Origin of the sequence: Phytobacter sp. RSE-02 (assembly GCF_040578655.1) — a bacterium.
GTDB classification, from domain to species: domain Bacteria; phylum Pseudomonadota; class Gammaproteobacteria; order Enterobacterales; family Enterobacteriaceae; genus Phytobacter; species Phytobacter diazotrophicus.
In genome coordinates this window covers 256,247-273,940 of sequence record NZ_JBEULY010000002.1, presented here as the reverse complement: position 1 = coordinate 273,940, position 17,694 = coordinate 256,247, and the positions used below count along the sequence as shown (strand labels likewise).

15 protein-coding genes and 1 pseudogene are annotated in these 17,694 nt (G+C 54.3%); 10 read left to right on the top strand and 6 right to left on the bottom strand.

Features of this window, described 5'->3' with window-relative positions:
* Positions 1–163: 163 nt before the first annotated feature.
* From ABU190_RS04940 to ABU190_RS04915, 6 genes and pseudogenes are all read left to right on the top strand, one after another.
* Positions 164–1,180, top strand: coding sequence for an LLM class flavin-dependent oxidoreductase (locus tag ABU190_RS04940; RefSeq protein ID WP_354690585.1), 1,017 nt, complete (start codon positions 164–166; stop codon positions 1,178–1,180).
* Positions 1,177–2,298: an amidohydrolase gene (locus tag ABU190_RS04935; RefSeq protein ID WP_039079080.1), complete on the top strand. Its 1,122-nt coding sequence runs from the start codon at positions 1,177–1,179 to the stop codon at positions 2,296–2,298. Before ABU190_RS04940 ends, ABU190_RS04935 begins: the two co-directional genes overlap by 4 nt.
* Positions 2,299–2,482: 184 nt before the next feature.
* Positions 2,483–4,744 (top strand): annotated as a pseudogene (locus ABU190_RS04930) (NtaA/DmoA family FMN-dependent monooxygenase).
* Between the two features lie 10 nt (positions 4,745–4,754).
* Positions 4,755–5,264, top strand: a complete 510-nt coding sequence (locus ABU190_RS04925; RefSeq protein ID WP_354690584.1) for a GNAT family N-acetyltransferase — start codon at positions 4,755–4,757, stop codon at positions 5,262–5,264.
* A 9-nt stretch (positions 5,265–5,273) separates the two neighbouring features.
* Positions 5,274–6,197 (top strand): amino acid ABC transporter permease, encoded by a 924-nt coding sequence (locus ABU190_RS04920; protein WP_354690583.1) that lies wholly within the window; start codon positions 5,274–5,276, stop codon positions 6,195–6,197.
* The gene (locus tag ABU190_RS04915; RefSeq protein ID WP_354690582.1) at positions 6,181–6,954 is read left to right on the top strand and encodes an amino acid ABC transporter ATP-binding protein; all 774 of its coding nucleotides are present in this window, start codon (positions 6,181–6,183) and stop codon (positions 6,952–6,954) included. Before ABU190_RS04920 ends, ABU190_RS04915 begins: the two co-directional genes overlap by 17 nt.
* 48 nt (positions 6,955–7,002) lie before the next feature.
* On the opposite strand, the gene ABU190_RS04910 is transcribed toward ABU190_RS04915, so the two are convergent.
* The 3 genes from ABU190_RS04910 to ABU190_RS04900 form a co-directional block, all read right to left on the bottom strand.
* On the bottom strand, positions 7,003–8,313 hold the full coding sequence (locus tag ABU190_RS04910) for an MFS transporter (RefSeq protein WP_071194157.1): 1,311 nt from the start codon (positions 8,311–8,313) through the stop codon (positions 7,003–7,005).
* A gap of 64 nt (positions 8,314–8,377) precedes the next feature.
* Positions 8,378–8,500, bottom strand: a complete 123-nt coding sequence (locus ABU190_RS04905; RefSeq protein ID WP_354690581.1) for a hypothetical protein — start codon at positions 8,498–8,500, stop codon at positions 8,378–8,380.
* Between the two features lie 393 nt (positions 8,501–8,893).
* Positions 8,894–10,090 (bottom strand): L-talarate/galactarate dehydratase, encoded by a 1,197-nt coding sequence (locus tag ABU190_RS04900; RefSeq protein ID WP_039079073.1) that lies wholly within the window; start codon positions 10,088–10,090, stop codon positions 8,894–8,896.
* Between the two features lie 316 nt (positions 10,091–10,406).
* Between ABU190_RS04900 and ABU190_RS04895 the strand changes: the two genes are divergently transcribed.
* The 4 genes from ABU190_RS04895 to pptA are packed head-to-tail and all read left to right on the top strand — an operon-like array spanning position 10,407 to position 12,891.
* Positions 10,407–11,420 carry a LacI family DNA-binding transcriptional regulator gene (locus ABU190_RS04895; RefSeq protein WP_354690580.1) on the top strand — a complete coding sequence of 338 codons (1,014 nt, stop codon included), beginning with the start codon at positions 10,407–10,409 and terminating at the stop codon, positions 11,418–11,420.
* 4 nt (positions 11,421–11,424) lie between these two features.
* Positions 11,425–11,955 (top strand): AAA family ATPase, encoded by a 531-nt coding sequence (locus ABU190_RS04890; RefSeq protein ID WP_039079071.1) that lies wholly within the window; start codon positions 11,425–11,427, stop codon positions 11,953–11,955.
* A gap of 32 nt (positions 11,956–11,987) precedes the next feature.
* Positions 11,988–12,605 carry a glutathione S-transferase family protein gene (locus ABU190_RS04885; protein WP_354690579.1) on the top strand — a complete coding sequence of 206 codons (618 nt, stop codon included), beginning with the start codon at positions 11,988–11,990 and terminating at the stop codon, positions 12,603–12,605.
* A gap of 55 nt (positions 12,606–12,660) precedes the next feature.
* Complete coding sequence (pptA, locus tag ABU190_RS04880) at positions 12,661–12,891, top strand: tautomerase PptA (protein ID WP_039079069.1); 231 nt, start codon at positions 12,661–12,663, stop codon at positions 12,889–12,891.
* Between the two features lie 102 nt (positions 12,892–12,993).
* Here pptA and ABU190_RS04875 read toward each other — a convergent pair whose 3' ends face one another.
* From ABU190_RS04875 to ABU190_RS04865, 3 genes are read right to left on the bottom strand one after another with little or no spacing between them, the layout of a single operon-like run.
* Positions 12,994–14,613: a carbohydrate porin gene (locus ABU190_RS04875; RefSeq protein WP_354690578.1), complete on the bottom strand. Its 1,620-nt coding sequence runs from the start codon at positions 14,611–14,613 to the stop codon at positions 12,994–12,996.
* Between the two features lie 42 nt (positions 14,614–14,655).
* Positions 14,656–16,038, bottom strand: a complete 1,383-nt coding sequence (locus tag ABU190_RS04870) for a glycoside-pentoside-hexuronide (GPH):cation symporter (protein ID WP_354690577.1) — start codon at positions 16,036–16,038, stop codon at positions 14,656–14,658.
* Positions 16,039–16,061: 23 nt separating this feature from the next.
* Positions 16,062–17,633 carry a sugar hydrolase gene (locus ABU190_RS04865; protein WP_354690576.1) on the bottom strand — a complete coding sequence of 524 codons (1,572 nt, stop codon included), beginning with the start codon at positions 17,631–17,633 and terminating at the stop codon, positions 16,062–16,064.
* Positions 17,634–17,694 lie beyond the last annotated feature (61 nt).

The window sequence follows — 17,694 nt, the reverse complement described above, 5'->3', positions numbered from 1 at the left end:
CACAGAGGCATACAGGCTTATTCATAAGCGCAAATAATGACTACCGTTCCTCTGCGGGGGCTACTTTGCAAATTTTTTGCTTATTTAATGTAAATTAATTGTTTCACAAGGCCGTAAGCCCATTCCAATAATGCAGACATGTTACCCAATAAGAGCGTGCTGCATGTCTTATCGTCTGAGTTTGCTGGATAAAAGCCCGATTGCGGAAAATGAAACCGCACAGGATGCCCTGAACCGTACGTTACAACTGGCGCAACAGGCTGAAAGAGGCGGTTTTCACCGCTTCTGGATTGCGGAACATCACAATACGTCCCAACTCGCCAGCCCATCCCCTGAACTGCTTATCGCCTGGATTGCCGGACAAACGCAGCGGATCCGCATCGGCTCCGGCGGCGTCATGTTGCAACACTACAGCCCCTATAAAGTCGCGGAAAACTTCAACGTGCTGGCTTCTCTGGCTCCTGGCCGTATCGATATCGGTATCGGTAAAGCGCCGGGCGGACTGCCTCTGTCCACACGCGCATTACAGCGAGGATTGCACCCGCAAGATAAGGGGAGTTTTGCCGACCAACTCGGTGAGTTGGATAACTGGCTTAACGCGAAGCAGGCTACTGCCGATGCGGAATCTCTGGCCGCCACGCCGCTTCCCACAGAACGTGCGCAGGGTTTTCTGCTCGGCGCGAGCCTTGAGAGCGCGCGACTGGCGGCGAAACTCGACTGGAATTTCGTTTTTGCGGCCCATCTTAATGGTGACAGAATATTGCTTCGTGACGTTGTCACGCAGTGGCGAGCGCTGAGTCAGCGTGACCTGATTGTCGCGGTGCAGGTGATTGTGGCCGATACGCAAAACGATGCCGAACGGCTGGCGCAGCAGGTGGAGATTTGGGGTGTTGAACTGGAAAACGGTCAACGGGTCAGCGTTGCCAGCGAAGCCCAGGCTCAGGCCTTCGCGCGTCAGGCCGGAAGCCCGGCGGTACGAATTTTCCGCCGGGAACCGTCGCTGATTAAAGGCACCGCAGAAACTGTGCTGGCCGGGCTGGATGTGCTGGCAGCGGAATTTGGCGTGGATGAGTTCATTCTTGATAACCCGCTGGTTGACCCCAATGCGCGAATTGCTTCATTGCGCCTGCTGAGTGAATCCTGGCGGCAGAGCACGGTTATCCAGGAGGTGGCGCAATGAGTTTTGCTCAACAATTGATTGACTGGCGGCGTGAGTTGCATCAATACCCGGAACTGTCGTTACAGGAGTTTGAAACCAGCCGCCGGGTAAGCCACTGGCTGGAAAATGCCGGGCTGCGCTTAGTCCCCACCACCTTGCCTACGGGCGTGGTCGCGGAGGTGGGCAGTGGCGACAAGGTGATTGCTCTGCGTGCGGACATTGATGCCTTACCGATTGAAGAGGCGGTCGACGTGCCTTATGCCTCGCGCAATAAAGGGGTGATGCATGCCTGTGGTCACGACATCCATACCAGTGTCATGCTCGGCGCGGCACTGTTGCTAAAAGAGAAAGAATCCGCTTTACCGGGACGCGTGCGGCTGATCTTCCAGCCTGCGGAAGAGAATTTCGGCGGCGCAAAGCGGCTCATTCAGGCAGGGTTGCTAAACGGTGTCAGCGCTATTTTTGGCATGCACAATGAGCCTGGCCTGCCCGTGGGCACGTTCGCCACGCGCGGCGGCCCGTTTTATGCCAACGTTGACCGCTTTGTCGTGCAGGTCGGCGGAAAAGGGGCGCACGCCGCGCGTCCCCATGAAGGTAATGACGCCATCCTGCTCGCCAGCCAGCTTGTGGTCGCGCTACAAACCATCGCCAGCCGGAATGTGGATACCCTGGATTCGGTGGTACTGAGTGTTACCCGGATGCAGGGCGGCAATACCTGGAATGTGCTGCCGGAGCAGGTCGAACTGGAAGGCACGCTGCGTACCCACCGCAGTGAGGTGCGTGAAAAAGTGAAGGTGCGCGTCAATGATATCGCTGCCGGACTGGCCCGCGCCTTTGATGCAGAGATCACCGTGCGCTGGTTCGAAGGCCCATCGGCGCTGGTTAACGATGAACGCTGGGCCGCCTTTACCCGCGACGTTGCGGACTGGCACGGCTATGACACGCAGGTTGCACAGTTGCATATGGGCGGGGAAGATTTTGCCGTCTATCTCGAACATATTCCCGGTGCGTTTGTCAGTATTGGTAGCGCCAGTGAATATGGCTTGCACCATCCGTCGTTTAATCCTGACGAAGCATTAATTGAAGACGCCGCACGCTATTTCGCGTTGCTGGCTGAAAAAGCCTTACTCCAGCCATAACGGAATAAAACAACCTGGGGCGACAGCTCCGGGGAACCTGTTGCCTGAAAATGAAGCATTAATTGAAGAAGCCGCACGCTATTTCGCGTTGCTGGCTGAAAAAGCCTTACTCCAGCCATAACGGAATAAAACAACCTGGGGCGACAGCTCCGGGGAACCTGTTGCCTGAAAATGAGGATGGATTATGTCACAAGCTCGTCAACTGCGCCTGGGCACCATATTGCATGGCGCATCCGGAAATATGTCCGCCTGGCGACACCCGGCAGCCAAAGCCGACGCCAGTATTAATTTTGCTTTTGTTCAGGAAACGGCATTAAAAGCCGAAGAGGGAAAACTCGATTTTTTATTTGTCGCCGATGGTTTATATATTAATGAAAAATCCATTCCCCATTTTCTAAACCGTTTTGAACCCATCACCGTATTATCGGCACTGGCGAGCGTCACCCGCCATTTAGGGTTGGTTGGCACGTTGTCGACCTCCTATAGCGAACCTTTTACCGTGGCGCGTCAGTTTGCCAGCCTCGACCATTTAAGCAACGGGCGCGCGGGCTGGAACGTCGTCACCTCGCCGCTGGAGGGCTCGGCAAAAAACTTTTCTCGCCAGCAGCACCCGGAACATGCGCTGCGTTATCGCATCGCCGATGAATATCTGGACGTGGTGAAAGGACTTTGGGACTCCTGGGAAGAGGATGCTTTTATTCGCGATAAAGCGACAGGGCAATTCTTTGACCCGCAAAAACTGCATACGCTTAATCATCGTGGCGATTTTTTTCAGGTCGCCGGGCCACTGAATATTGGCCGCACGCCACAAGGACGACCCATTATATTTCAGGCGGGCGCATCTGATGATGGCAAGAAATTAGCGGCACGACACGCTGATGCGATTTTCACCCACCACGAGACGCTCGACGAGGCCAAACATTTTTATCGCGATGTCAAAGCGCAACTGATTAAAAACGGCCGTCGCGAAGATGAATTACATATCTTCCAGGGTGTCAGCGTGATTGTCGGTGATAATGCGCAGGACGTTGAGCAGCAATATCAGACCACCGCAGCGCTGGTCTCCATTCAGGATGCGCTCAATTACCTTGGCCGTTATTTCGAACACCACGATTTTAGCCAGTACCCGCTGGACGAACCTTTCCCGGACATTGGCACTCTGGGGCAAAACAGTTTTCGCAGTACCACCGATGAAATCAAACGTCATGCCCGTGAACGCCACTTAACGCTGCGTCAGGTGGCGCTGGAGGCGGCCTCACCGCGCCCGCGTTTTTCCGGCACCCCGGAGCAGGTGGCAGACGGCCTGCAACAGTGGTTCGACGAGCGGGCAGCCGACGGTTTTATTATCCAGGGCGGTACGCCGGATACCTTCCCGCGCTTTGTCGATACCGTGGTGCCGATTTTGCAGGCTCGCGGTCTGTTCCGTAAGGCCTATCCCGGCACGACCCTGCGCGAAAGTCTTGGCTTACAACAACCTGCGAATCAATTCACAAAACAATAAAGAGAATACGCTATGCAGAAATCATCGCTCCTCCTCGCAGTGACACTGGCGTTTGCGCCGCTGGTCTGGGCCAATGACGTCACGATTAACGGCACCGGCGTTAGCCTTGACGCTAACAAAACGCCCATTAACACGCCGCGCAATGCCGACGCGGTGGCCCGCTTGCCGAAAGATTATCATCTGGCGGTACCGGGAAAATTTACGGTGGCGGTGGCCGCCCTGAACTCGCCGCCGCTGACAGTCTTTTCTGATGACAACAAAACCCTGCTCGGCAGTGAGGTGGATATCGCCCGTCTGGTTGCCGACAGCCTCGGTCTGGAACTGAACGTGGTGCCGACCTCCTGGGAGGACTGGCCGCTCGGGGTGACCTCCGGCAAATATGATGCGGCAATCAGCAATATCACCGTCACCAAAGCGCGCAAAGAGAAGTTTGATTTCGCCACCTACCGCAAAGATTCCCTCGGCTTTTACGTGAAATCCAGTAGCCCGATCAAAGCCATTGAGAAGGCAGAGGACATCGCCGGGCTGCGTATTATCGTCGGCTCCGGCACCAATCAGGAGGCCATTCTGCTGGCGTGGAATGCGGAAAACGAAAAGAAAGGGCTTAAACCGTTTACCCCGGTCTACACCAAAGATGATGCCGCCCAGACGCTGGCACTTCAGTCCGGTCGTGCGGATGCCTTCTTTGGCCCGAATGTGATTGGCGCCTGGAAAGCCGCGCTGACCAATAAAACCCGTCTGGTAGGCAGCGTGGACGGCGGCTGGCCGAAAGCGGCGCATATCGCGGTCACGCTAAAAAAAGGCAGCGGCCTGGTGGAGCCGGTACAGATTGCGCTTAATGGCGTCATTAAAAATGGCGACTACGAAAAAGTGCTCAATCGCTGGGGTGAGGGCGTTGAGAAGATCCCGACCTCAGAAATCAACCCCGCCGGATTGGGCGACTAAGGAGGCGCAGATGAGCGAACGTTTCCGTGATATCTCCCCCGACGCACCGGAATTACAGCCCGTGATAGCCGGTCTGTTTGGCGAATATGCCGCCCGTTATGGCGATTATTTTTCTAAAGATGCCGAGGTGGAACTGACGGAGTGGTATCTGCCGCCGCAGGGGCTATTCATTGTGCTGGAGCGTGACGGGGCGATTATCGCCACCGGCGCGTACAAACCGAAAGATGCCCACACGGCGGAAATCAAACGCATCTGGACACAACACACCCTGCGCAAGCAGGGGCTGGCCAGTAGAGTGGTGGCCGAACTGGAACGGCGCGCGGTGCTGGCGGACTACAGCCGCATCTTTCTGACCACCGGTTTTCGTCAGCCGGAAGCGGTGCAACTCTATCTTCGCCAGGGGTATGAAGCGCAGTTCGATCTGACGCGCGACCCGGAAGAGTACAGCCAGCCACCGTTCGATGGCCGCCTGCGGTTTACCAAGGCCTTAGCGGTCGACACGCTCAGTAAAACTGCCTGAGGGATAAACATGAAAACGACAGAGTCTATCAAAGTCGTCCCGGCACGCTACCCAATGCGGATCGTCGGGGCTGTTATCGCGTTGATCGTACTGGCGATTGTGGTCCAGTCCGTCGCCTTTAACCCACGCTGGGAGTGGCGCGTTTTTGCCCGCTGGTTCTTTGATCCCGTGATCCTGGAAGGTCTGGGTCAGACGCTGTTATTAACGCTACTCGGTACGGCATTAAGCGTTATCTTTGGCGGCGTGCTGGCGCTGGCGCGGTTGTCCAGCTCCTGGCTGTTGAGCAGCCTGGCGTGGAGCTACATCTGGCTGTTTCGTTTACTGCCGCTGATTGTGGTACTGATTATTCTCTACAACTTCTCTTATCTCTACGACACGCTGACGATTGGCATTCCGTTCACGCAACTGAGCTGGGCGCACTACGAAACGGTGAATGTGCTGGGGCAATTTTCCACGGCGGTGGTTGGCCTGACGCTGGTGCAAAGCGCCTATACGGCGGAAATCATTCGTGGTGGTTTTTTAGGGGTCGATCATGGGCAGTATGAGGCCGCCGCCGCATTAGGGCTTCCTGCCTGGCGACGCACCCTGCGTATTATTCTGCCACAGGCGCTGCGGACCATTTTGCCGTCCGGTTTTAATGAAATTATCAGCCTCGCTAAGGGAACGGCGATGGTCTATGTGCTGGCGATGCCGGAGCTGTTCTACACCATTCAGATGATCTACAACCGCACCCAGGAGGTGATCCCGCTACTGATGGTGGGTGCCGTGTGGTATCTGGTGATCACCAGCGTGCTGTCGGTGATTCAACATCTGGTCGAACGCTGGCTGGCGCGCAGCGAACGTCGCTCTGCCGTCAATTCCCGCCGGGTGCGGGCTACGACACCTGCCCGTGTCGCGCAACCACAGGAGCCGATTCATGCCAGCCTCTCTTAATGGTCATATTTCGATTACCGGCGTCAGCAAATATTTTGGTCGCCATAAGGCGCTGGATGATGTGTCGCTTGAGATCCCGCCAGGTACCGTGACCGTGATTCTCGGACCTTCCGGCTCCGGCAAATCGACGCTTTTGCGCACCATTAATCATCTGGAGCGTGTCGATGAAGGCTTTATTCAGATTGATGGCGACTATATTGGTTATCGCCGCAAAGGGGATAAGCTCTATGAGCTGAAAGAGCGGGAGATCCTGCGCCAGCGGGTAAACGTGGGCTATGTGTTTCAGAACTTCAATCTGTTCCCGCACCTCACGGTACTGGAAAACCTGATTGAAGCGCCGATTGCCCATCAGCAACTCAGTCGCAAAGAGGCCGTCGAGCAGGCGTATCAGTTACTCGATGTGGTAGGGCTGCGCAATAAAGCGGATGCCTGGTCACGCCATCTTTCCGGTGGGCAGCAGCAGCGTATTGCCATTGCCCGCGCGCTGGCGCTGCGCCCACGGGTAATGCTGTTCGATGAACCCACCTCTGCGCTGGATCCAGAACTGGTTGGCGAAGTGCTGGATGTCATCAAAAAGCTTGCCCGTTCCGGTACAACCCTGGTGGTGGTTACGCACGAGATCGGTTTTGCCCGCGAAGTCGCGGATCAGGTGGTGTTTATGGTGGATGGCAAAATTGTGGAGCAGGGCGACAGCGACACGGTGCTCAACCATCCTCAGCATCCCAGAACGCGACAATTTTTATCGAAGGTGTTGTGAGAGACGAAAACGCTGCTTCGCCGGATGCGAAGCAGCGTACGTTCATTCTCAGGCGGCGGAAGGCGTAAGTTGAATACGCTCCAGCGAACCGACAATAAACAGATAAGAGAACAGGCCAATTAAGCCCATCGACCCCACATACAAAATGGCGTAATCAAACGACTGGGTACTGGAGAGAATCACCCCAATCACCAGAGGCGTAATAATACTGGCCAGATTGCCGCACATATTAAAGACGCCACCCGCAATGCCCAGCACTTCTTTCGGCGAGGTATCGCTCAGTACGCACCAGCCTAAATTACCGAAGCCTTTGGCGAAGAAGGCCAGGCTCATGGCGGCAATGACCACCACTTCTGACTGGGTGTAGTTTGCCACCACAATCACACAGGAGAGCAACATGCCGCAGATAACCGGGAATTTGCGCGCAGTGGTCAGGCTATAACCGCGTTTTAATAACCAGTCAGAAAACACACCGCCCATCAGGCCGCCAATAAACCCGGCGATCGCCGGAATACTGGCAATAAACCCGACCTTGAGAATCGACATCCCTTTTGCCTGATATAAATAGGTCGGAAACCAGGTCAGGAAGAACCAGGTGATAGACGTTACGCAGAACTGACCGATATACACGCCGATCATCATGCGATTCACACAGACGCTTTTGATCTGGGCAAGGGAAATCTTTTCCGATTTCTTCGCATTACCCAGCTCCGGTTCGCCGCCGCCTTCGCGGATATAATCCAGCTCCTGCTGGTTGATTTTCTTGTGTTGTAGCGGGTCGCGAATTTTCGCCAGCCAGACAATTCCCAGCACCACACCGATAGCACCGATGTAATAGAACACATAGTGCCAGCTCATGTTATGCAGGATAAGCGTCATCAGCGGCGTCACAATCCCGAGCGAGATGTACTGTGCGGCCTGATAAACCGCTGTCACGAAACCGCGCTCTTTATTGGGGAACCACTGCACGCTCAGGCGACTGTTCGCCGGAAAGGCCGGTGCTTCAATCGCCCCCATTAGCAGGCGCAAAATAACCAATACAATTAACGGACTTGCAAAAAGATAAATCGTTCCCTGAAACATGGTGACGATTGACCAGCCAATTAATGCGCAACCATAAACAAGGCGCGAGCCATATTTATCCAGCAGCCATCCGCCGGGAATTTGCATAATGACATACGAAATGCCGAATGCAGAAAAGGCCAGCCCGAGTGCTTCTGGATCAAAGCCTAATTCTTTACTCATGATTGGGGCAACCACTGAAAGGGTCGCGCGGTCAGCATAGTTAAATACCGTAGCCAGAAATAAGAAAATAAGAATACCGTGGCGCACGCTGGTGCGCTTAATAACATTACTCATAATCGATTCCTCGACGAGGTTTCCCCCGACGTGTGTATTAAACGGGAATGGCCCTGTCGGCTATTTACTCCGTGGCGTTGACCGAACGGACAAGCAGGCCAGCCAGCGGCATCACGCGGTTGCTATGGCAGAGTGGGTACGTTGTTTCTCGGCATAAGATGGCGCCAGTACAGGCACTCAAGGTCATGGATAGCTCCTTTTCTTTATGTATGTTTGCGCTAACATTTATATAAAAATACCCAGAGCGGATCCATAATAAATGTATAAATGTGCCCTCGCGATCACATATATTCTGCAATTGCATTATTTATGGGGGAAATTAAAAGATGTTAATCGTCTGCTGTTTTTTAAAGGTAAGTGGATAAGCGTAATAAATATATTTAAAAGGGGTGGGCAGGGATAATGCCAGGATGTTGACGCAACCTGTGACTGCAGCGGGTTATTTATATTGCGTGCGCGAAAAATAAAAAGCGCTGCTCCGTCGGGAGTACAATAATATGGCGAAACAGCGGGGCATAACTATGCCAGTCTTCATGCTGCAATAAATAAAGACGGGAATATCTCCCGTCTTTATGACCTGTTACGGACGTTTGCCAAATTCACAGCTTAGCTGAGTCCAGGCACGCGCTTGTTCACTCAGCGTGAAGCCCAGTCCATGACGGTCGGAGACGTACATGCGGCCATCGCGCAGTTCAAGCTGCTCATTAAACAGCGGGTTCAGCCATTCGAAGTGCTCCAGCCACGGCTCAAGCGGGTAGGCGGCAGAGAGGTGCAGGTGCACTTCCATGGCAAAGTGCGGGGCCAGTTTACGGCCATGCTTCGCGGCCAGATCCATGATTTTCAGGAACGGAGAGATACCGCCAACGCGTGGGGCATCCGGCTGAACGAAGTCGCTGGCGTTGCCCAGAATAAGCTGTTCGTGTTCGCGGAAACTGGTCAGCATTTCACCGGTCGCGATGGGCGTATCCAGTGCGGCGGCCAGTTGGGCGTGGCCTTCCACGTCGTAGGCGTCCAGCGGCTCTTCAATCCAGATCAGATTGAACTGCTCCATTTTACGCCCCATGCGAATGGCGGTCTCGCGGTCCCATTGCTGGTTCGCGTCAACCATCAGCGGGAAATCATCGCCCAGCGCTTCACGCACGGCGGTCAGACGACGGATATCCTCTTTGGTGTCTGGCTGACCGACTTTCAGTTTGATACCCCCGATGCCATTTTCACGGGAGATCACCACGTTTTTCAGAACCTGATCCAACGGTGTGTGCAGGAAGCCGCCGGAGGTGTTGTAGCACTGTACGGAATCACGGTGCGCACCAAGCAGTTTTGCCAGCGGCAGACCGGCACGTTTTGCTTTCATATCCCAAAGCGCGATGTCGATAGGGGAAATGGCCTGTACGGCCATGCCGCTACGGCCTACGGATGCGCCAGCCCACAGCAGTTTGCTGTAAATTTTGTCGATATCGTTCGGGTCTTCGCCCAGCAGATTATCGGCAATTTCTTTGGCGTGAGCATAGATACCCTGGCCACCTGCACGTTTCGAGTAGCTGAAACCGACACCTTCGAAACCGTCACGGCTGCGAATTTCCGCGATGATAATGGCAACTTCGGTCAGCGGTTTCTGACGACCGGTCAGCACTTTCGCATCACTTACGGGGGTAGCCAGCGGCAGGAACGCGAGGGAGAGTTTTACCCACTCGATACGGTCGCCGGTTTCGGCGGCAGTTTTAACACCCTGCGCTTTGGCATAGGTTACAGCAGCGGAATTCGCACTTACGGTCATGATTGACTCCTGTGAACGGTAATAATGTTTGCGCTAACATTTTTAATTGAGTTGAGAATAGACCGCCAGCATTTTGCCGTCAATATGTACAATTGATCACAATAATAGGCGTCAAAGAGGGATTTTATTCGTGCTAGTTCACACTTCAAAACAGTTTGTGAAATTGTCCAACTCTAAATGATATCGCTAACATTACGGTGTGATTCTGTTTTTAATCTACTGATTTTAAAGCTGATTAAAATAATGAGAGAGAAGCGAATTAAGCTAACAAATCGCTTATAATCCCTGTCACAAAAAGAAGCCGTTGTGAGTTTACATGTCGAAAACCTCTCGTCCTGTGCCCCCCAGGGCCCCCACATTAGAAGATGTCGCCCGCGCGGCTGGGTTGTCATCAATGACCGTCAGCCGGGCACTGAACACCCCGCAACTGGTGCGTCCTAAAACCGTGGAAAAAGTGCTCGCGGCGGTCAAGGCCACCGGCTACATCCCCAACGCGCTGGCGGGGGGGCTGGCGTCCCGGCGCAGCAAACTGATTGCCGTTGTGGTCCCGCAAATCAATAACAGCATGTTTGTCGATACCATTCAGTCGATAAGCGATGAGCTGGCGGTACGCGGTTATCATATGCTGCTGTGTGTGGCGGGTTACGCCCAGCAAACGGAAGCAGAGCTGGTGGCCACGCTCTTATCACGTCGTCCGGACGGTATTGTTCTCACAGGGATCCACCACTCAACGGAATTAAAGCGTGTGATCCTCAATGCCAGCGTACCGGTGGTAGAAATCTGGGATCTCACCCCCACGCCGTTGGATATGCTGGTGGGCTTTTCCCATGAAAAAGTGGGGGAGGCGACGGCGGATTATTTGCTGCGTAAAGGCTATAAACGCCCCGGCTTGCTGTGGACGGTGGACAATCGTGCGGCGCTGCGTAAAAGCGGACTGTGCGAGGCGCTGGCGCGTAATGATATTCGCGAGCCCGCTTTTGTGGATGTCTCACTCCCGGCGCGTTTCGCCTCGGGGCGGCAGGGGCTTCGCGATTTGCTGAAAAAGGGCAGCTTCGATGTGATTGTTTGCAGTTCGGATACCCTTGCTCAGGGGGCGATTGTCGAAGCGCAGGCCAGCGGATTACGGATACCACAGGATCTGGCGGTGATTGGCTTTGGCGATCTGGATTTTGCCGCCGATACCCATCCCTCCATCACAACGGTCAGCGTCGACAGGCAGGTTATCGGTCAACGTGCCGCCACGCTGCTGGCGGATCGCATCGAAGGGCTGCCTCAGCAAGAAACCATTGTGGATATTGGATTTCATTTTGTAGAAAGAGATTCGGCATAACGCTATGAAAATTAATGTGATCGGCACTAGCGGTAGCGGTAAAAGCACGCTTTCGCGGCGGCTGGCCGCGCAGCTTAATGTGCCGTATATCGAAATGGACAGGCTTTACTGGCTGCCGGAGTGGCAAGGGCGCAGTGATGAGGACTTCTACGCATTGTTAGAAGAGACGCTGAATGCCACGCCAGGCTGGGTACTGGACGGCAATTACAACCGATCGCGGCCGATCAAATGGCGGGATGTCGATCTGGTTATCTGGCTGGATTACGGTTTCTGGCGTACCCTGCGCCAGGCGGTGCTTCGGGTGATTCGCCGGGCATGGCAGGGAAAAGAGCTGTGGCCTGGCACCGGCAATACGGAAAGTTTCCGCCGCGCATTCTTAAGCCGCGAGTCAATCCTCATCTGGACATTAAAAACCTGGCGCCATAACCGGGTGCGTTACGCGGCCGATATGGCGAACCCGCAATATCAACACATCCGCTTTGTGCGTCTTACCAGCCCACAGCAGGTCGACACCTTTCTTGCCAGTTTGACGTAGACTTACTGTTCACTCGCAAGAAAGGAGGTCATATGATCACCGTTTATGGCGCATCCGGCTGGGGTTCAGCCATCAGTGAGCTGATGCTGACGCTGGCGGATATCCCTTATCAGTTTGAGAATGTTGAAGGGTTCGATTCGCCGGGGCATAACCAGGAAAAATTGCTGAAACTCAATCCGCTTTGCCAGGTGCCTACGCTGCAACTTGACGATGGCAGCATCATGACGGAATCGGCTGCCATTGCGTTAATGATCCTCGATGAACACCCGCATCTGGCGCCGCCGACGGGCACGCCTGAACGTAATCAGTTCTGGCGGCTGTTGGTCTGGCTGGTGGCAAATGTTTACCCGACATTCACCTATGCCGACTATCCCGAACGCTTCGTTCCCGGTGCGGCGCAAGAATTGCGCGACCACTGTATCGCGTATCGCAAATCACTCTATATCTGGCTGGAACAGCAGTTACACGCCACGCCGTACGCGTTTGGCGAACAGCTAACGTTGTTGGATATCTATATCTGTGTAATCAGAACCTGGGGGCCACGGCATGACTGGTTTAAGGAAAACACGCCGAAAATCAGCGCGATTGCCGATGCGGTTTGCGCGCAACCCAGGCTGCAGTCCGTTTTGCGCCGTAACGACATTATTTGATAACTGACGTTTTTTCAGTGTGGTAGGTTGGTTGTCCCACTATAAGGAGCACACCATGCCACATGTTGATATCAAATGTTTTCCCCGTGACCTGAACGATGAGCAAAAAACCGCGCTGGCGGCCGATATCGCCGATGTGATCACCCGTCATTTAAGCAGCAAAGACAGTTCCATCAGCGTCGCGTTAACCGAAATCGACCCGGATGCGTGGAAAAGCGAAGTATGGGATACGGAAATCGGGCCGCAGATGGACACACTCATTAAGAAGCCCGGTTATCAGATGTAATGGCTTGCGGGGAGATGTCTGCACACGCTTTTCCCCTCACCCCGCCCCTCTCCCAAAAAGGGGCGAGTGGGTCATCGGCGGGCACCGTGCCCGCCTTTGTTTTTAGAACCAAATCTCCGTTTGCACCCCAAAGTTCCAGGTTCCGCCTGCCGTAAAGCCTTTGCTACCAAAGTCATCGTTGACTGCATAGCGGTCAAGCGCTTTATCCCAGTTCATCCATGTCGCGAAAAAGCGGATTTCAGGACGTGCTTTGATATCGAAAATATCACCGACTTTAAATGTCGGCGCGAAGGTCAGTTTGTAGAAGTCGCCTTTCACTTTCTGGTAGCGGTACAGCGTATCGTCGGAGCGGTAGGTGCGTCCGTTCGGGTCGAGGTCCATATACTGCCAGGACGCTTCATAGAGCAGGGCGAAGTTGCGCGTAATGGCCTGTGACGCACGCAGGTTAAAGGAAACCCAGTCATAACGGTCGCCGTCACGATAGCGATCCTCGCTGTGTTGGGCGATAACCGATGGGGCGATTTCCCAGTTTTTTGCCACAGGTAGAATACCGTACGAGGCAAAACGCACCGAGGTGGCGTTATCCGTCAGGTCGCCATCGCTACCCGGCTGGCGTGCTTCTGCGCCAAGGCCGCCACCGTATTGTAACGCCGTTTCCGATACTCCTGGCGCCAGCCCGTAGAATTGCTGCTTGTCATGCCAGGCCAGCATCGCGTAATAGCCGTTTTTAGCGGTATTGTCGCTGCGAAGCGCATAACTTCCGCTGGTCGACGTCCGGTCTTTCAGCGTGTCGTTGCCCTGGGCGGTCATGCCGGTGAGCATCAGTTGCAGGTGGTCACCAAAGAAGTGGTTAGCGGTAAACATCACGTTCTGGACGTCATTGTCGTCGTAGTTATCGCTGCCCAGATCGCCGAAGTTACGCGCATAGACCGAATAATCGCCGCGTACGTTTTCCCCCCATTGAACGTCATTGATCCCACCGCCGGTCCCGCCGAGGAACATGATATCGCTGTCGGTAAAGTGAATATCGAAGTTATCCCGGTCAAAGCGTTTACCCGCCCAGATAGAGGCATTTTTGACGGGACCGGAGAAATCGGCAAAATTACCCATCTCTACATATAGCTGGCGCACATTGATATGGTGGCTGTCGTTGTCCTGAACCCAGGGATCCGGGTTATTCGCACCGTCGGCAATCATGGTTTTAAAATGCGCCCATGAGCCATCATCAAAAGTCATTTTCTTGCCGAGACTCAGCTCGACATAGTTATCCTTTTCATTGCCCAGACGCCCGACATGCGCATCACCGTTTAACGAGCTGGCAGGGGAGACGCCCGGGCCGCCGCGCCCACCTTTACCGTGGTTGTTCACCAGCATGCCGGAGCGGGCATAGGCATTAAATTCTACGCCGTCACCGAGCGTACTTTTGCTTGCCTGCGCGTTTACTTTGTTCTCCGTCGCCTGCATTTTTTGCTCACTGACGGTGGTACGCGCGTTAAGAGCGTGTAATTGTTGCTCCGCGTTTTTGGCCCGGTTCTCGGCGCTGATGGTTCGCTGTTCTGCCGCTTTGGCTCTGGCATTCGCCTCGCTGGCCTGATTAACCGCGTCATTAAGCCGCGATTCCAGCAATGCCAGCCGCTGTTCAACCGTCAGAGCGGCAGCTTGCGCCGTATTTACCCCAAAAAAGGCGCAGCAAACCGCTGCGCTAATCAGTGTGATACGCATAAAAGTCCTTAAAAGTCAGAGGTTTTTTATATTTGAGTGTGGTTATATCGCCGTACGTTCACCCTGTAAGGCGAGTTTATCCGCAGGCGCGTGTTTTCCGGCATCAAGGTCGGCGCGGATGGCTTCGTAATGATCGTCCAGTCGATAAAAACGACCAATCCAGATCATTGAGGCGATGATGAGCGCGGCTGGAATGTAGAGATAGCAGGATTTAATGGCGAGCAGCGCCGTTTCATTCTGGGTCTGGTTGGCAACATAGCCGCCGGAGGAGAGCAGGATACCGGTGATCGCCCCGGCACCGGCCATCGCAACTTTGCCCAGGAAACCGTTGATGGAGGTTAAAATCCCGGCGGTATTGATACCCGTTTTCCACACGCCGTAATCCACCGGGTCAGCCTGCATCGAAAAGTAGATTGCTGTACGCTGGCCTGCGCCGAGTGAGAGGATGACCGCCCCAATCATCAGCCCCAGCGTCTGTACACCAGAGACAATCATCACCGCCATGCCAAGCAGATTGATGGAACTGGCCACCAGATAGACGTGCCGTTTTTTCATGCGGCTGGCAAGCGCGGGCACCGTTAAGGTTCCGAGCAGGGGAACGAAGGTGGAGATCCCGGCAATAATTGCGGTGAGTTCGACATTACCCACGTAATAATGGAAAAAATAGACCAGTGCGCCGGTCTGGAAAAAGAACGCACCCCACATCAGGAAGATATTCAGGGCAAAGACAAACCATGGTTGATTGGATTTCAGGCCCGTCCACGCGCGTTTTAAGGTCATCCGCTCCTGGGTAATGCTGATTTTCTCTTCCACATTGCGAAAGCTGATGAGTAAAAAGAAAGTCGCAATCACGCCAAACACGATCGCCGTGTAGAAAAAACCTTGTGTCTGATTGCCTTTGCCCAGTGTATTGACCAGCGGCAAGGTTGCCACGGCGACAATCGTTGAACCTAATGAGCCCAGCAAAATGCGCACCGTCGACAACGTCGTGCGCTCGCGCGAATCATTGGTAATAAAGGGCAGCATCGCGCAGAACGGAATATTGACGATGGTATATAAAAACGACAAACACAGATACGTTAAAAAGGCATAGATTAATTTACCGGTGGTGCCAAAATCCGGCACATAAAACGCCAGTACACAGAGTAAACCAAAGGGAACCGCGCCGATTAATAAATACGGACGGCAACGCCCCCAGCGCGTTGTCGTATTGTCGATGACCAGCCCCATTAATACATCAGCAACGCCATCGACCAGGCGAGTCACTAAAAACATAATCCCCACGTAATAAGCAGGTAGCTCCATTACATCGGTATAAAAAAACATCAAATAAAGCGAGATTAATTGCCACACAAGGTTACAGGAGAGGTCAGCGATGCCATAACCAACACGCTGCCGCCACAGGGTAGATGTTATTTCAGCCATAGAAAAACTCACTATTGTTGTGATTAAAGTCCGTACTGGCGAATAAACCAGGCCGGGGTACAACTCCACGCGTGGCAGTAGCTATTAATTATTTTACTGCCATACGGAGAATACTCAGGACGTTGCGGGTCATACAATTCCCAGAAGGTGTCCGCACCGTGCTTCACCATCGCACCCCAGTACGCTTTAATTTCGGTCACCGCCTGTTGTTGCAGGCCCGTTTTGAGCAGGGCAGCAATAAAGTGATGACGCAGATAGGGGGTGTTCATGCCGATTTCCGGCGGCTGTGCCAGCAGGCGTTGCATAACCTGACGTTGCTGTTCAGCGCTGCCAACATCGGCCAGGACCAGCCAGACTTGCGAAGCGCAGGAGATCTGCCGATGTGCGCCGCTAACGTAGAAGCCACACGTCTCATCCCAGAATGCGCGGTAAGCCGCGGCTTTCAGGCGCTCCAGCGTTTTTGTGAGTAACGCCACCTTGCTGACGTCGTAGTCTTTGGCCAGTGACAGGGCGCGCTCAAGGCAGAAGATCAGTACGCCTTGCGAGGCAGCCTGTTTATTCAGCTCGTCATGCCAGTCGATAAACGACCACCAGGTCTCATCGTCACGGACAATTCCACTGGAATCACAACGCTCAAGCGCCAGCTCAACCTGACGCCAGGCGGTGGGCCACAGTTCTTGCGCGGTCTGTTTGTCGCCGGTGCTGCTAAGGTAGTTAAACAGCACATCGATAAAGAACAGGGCATAGTCGAAAAGAAAGGTGTCGTCGGCGATGACCTCAGGCTGGACGAAGATATTGGCAGACAGCATGCCATCTTCACGGGTGTTACCGGCAAACAGATAGAGGCAGCGGCGTACCAGATCGTGCCGGGCAAAGGTCACGTCGTTAACCAACGCCTGCAGGCGTAGATCTCCCAGCCACAAACGGCGGTCACGTTTGGGACCATCTTCAAAAACGTCCTGCATACAGTTGCGCAGGGTGTGTACCGAGACCGCATCGATTTGCCGCAGTAGCGGATCCACTGAGTGACAGGGCAGACACTCAGCCGGTGCCGAACTGACGGTGGTGAGAGTCACATTGTCGACGCACAGGCGATATTTACGCGATACCGCCATCACCTCGATTTTCAGGTAGCGCAGGCAGTAGCGACGTGACAGCTCCAGCGTGGCGGGCAACAGATCGATAAATTCGTCGTGCTGTTGTAACCAACTGCGACACAGCCAGCCCTCATATTCGCTAAACGGTTCGGTGACTTCGCTGAGGGTTTCACCAAACGTCAGGCGGATGTGGGCCGGCGCATCCGGTGGGCTACCCACCGCATGACAGCGTAACGACAAATGCCCCACGCAGTGGGTCCCAAAATCAAGGATCACGCTATCGCCGGAATTCAGTTCCCGTCCATAGAATTCCTCCAGAGTACCGCTGTCTTCGGCGCGCCAGCCGTGAATGGCCTCCACATCAGGCAGGGCAATAACTTGTTGGCGCGGCTGTAACATTGCGCGGTGAAGTTGTGGCTTTAACGCCTCGGCCGTCGCCAGAAAATCGGCGTGGCGCACCATAGTGATACTGGGGTTTTGTTGTAGCGCTTGAGACATGCTGCATCCTCTGTTTTCATTGTGGAGGCAGGATAGAATGTGCAGCGCGCGGCGGGCCACT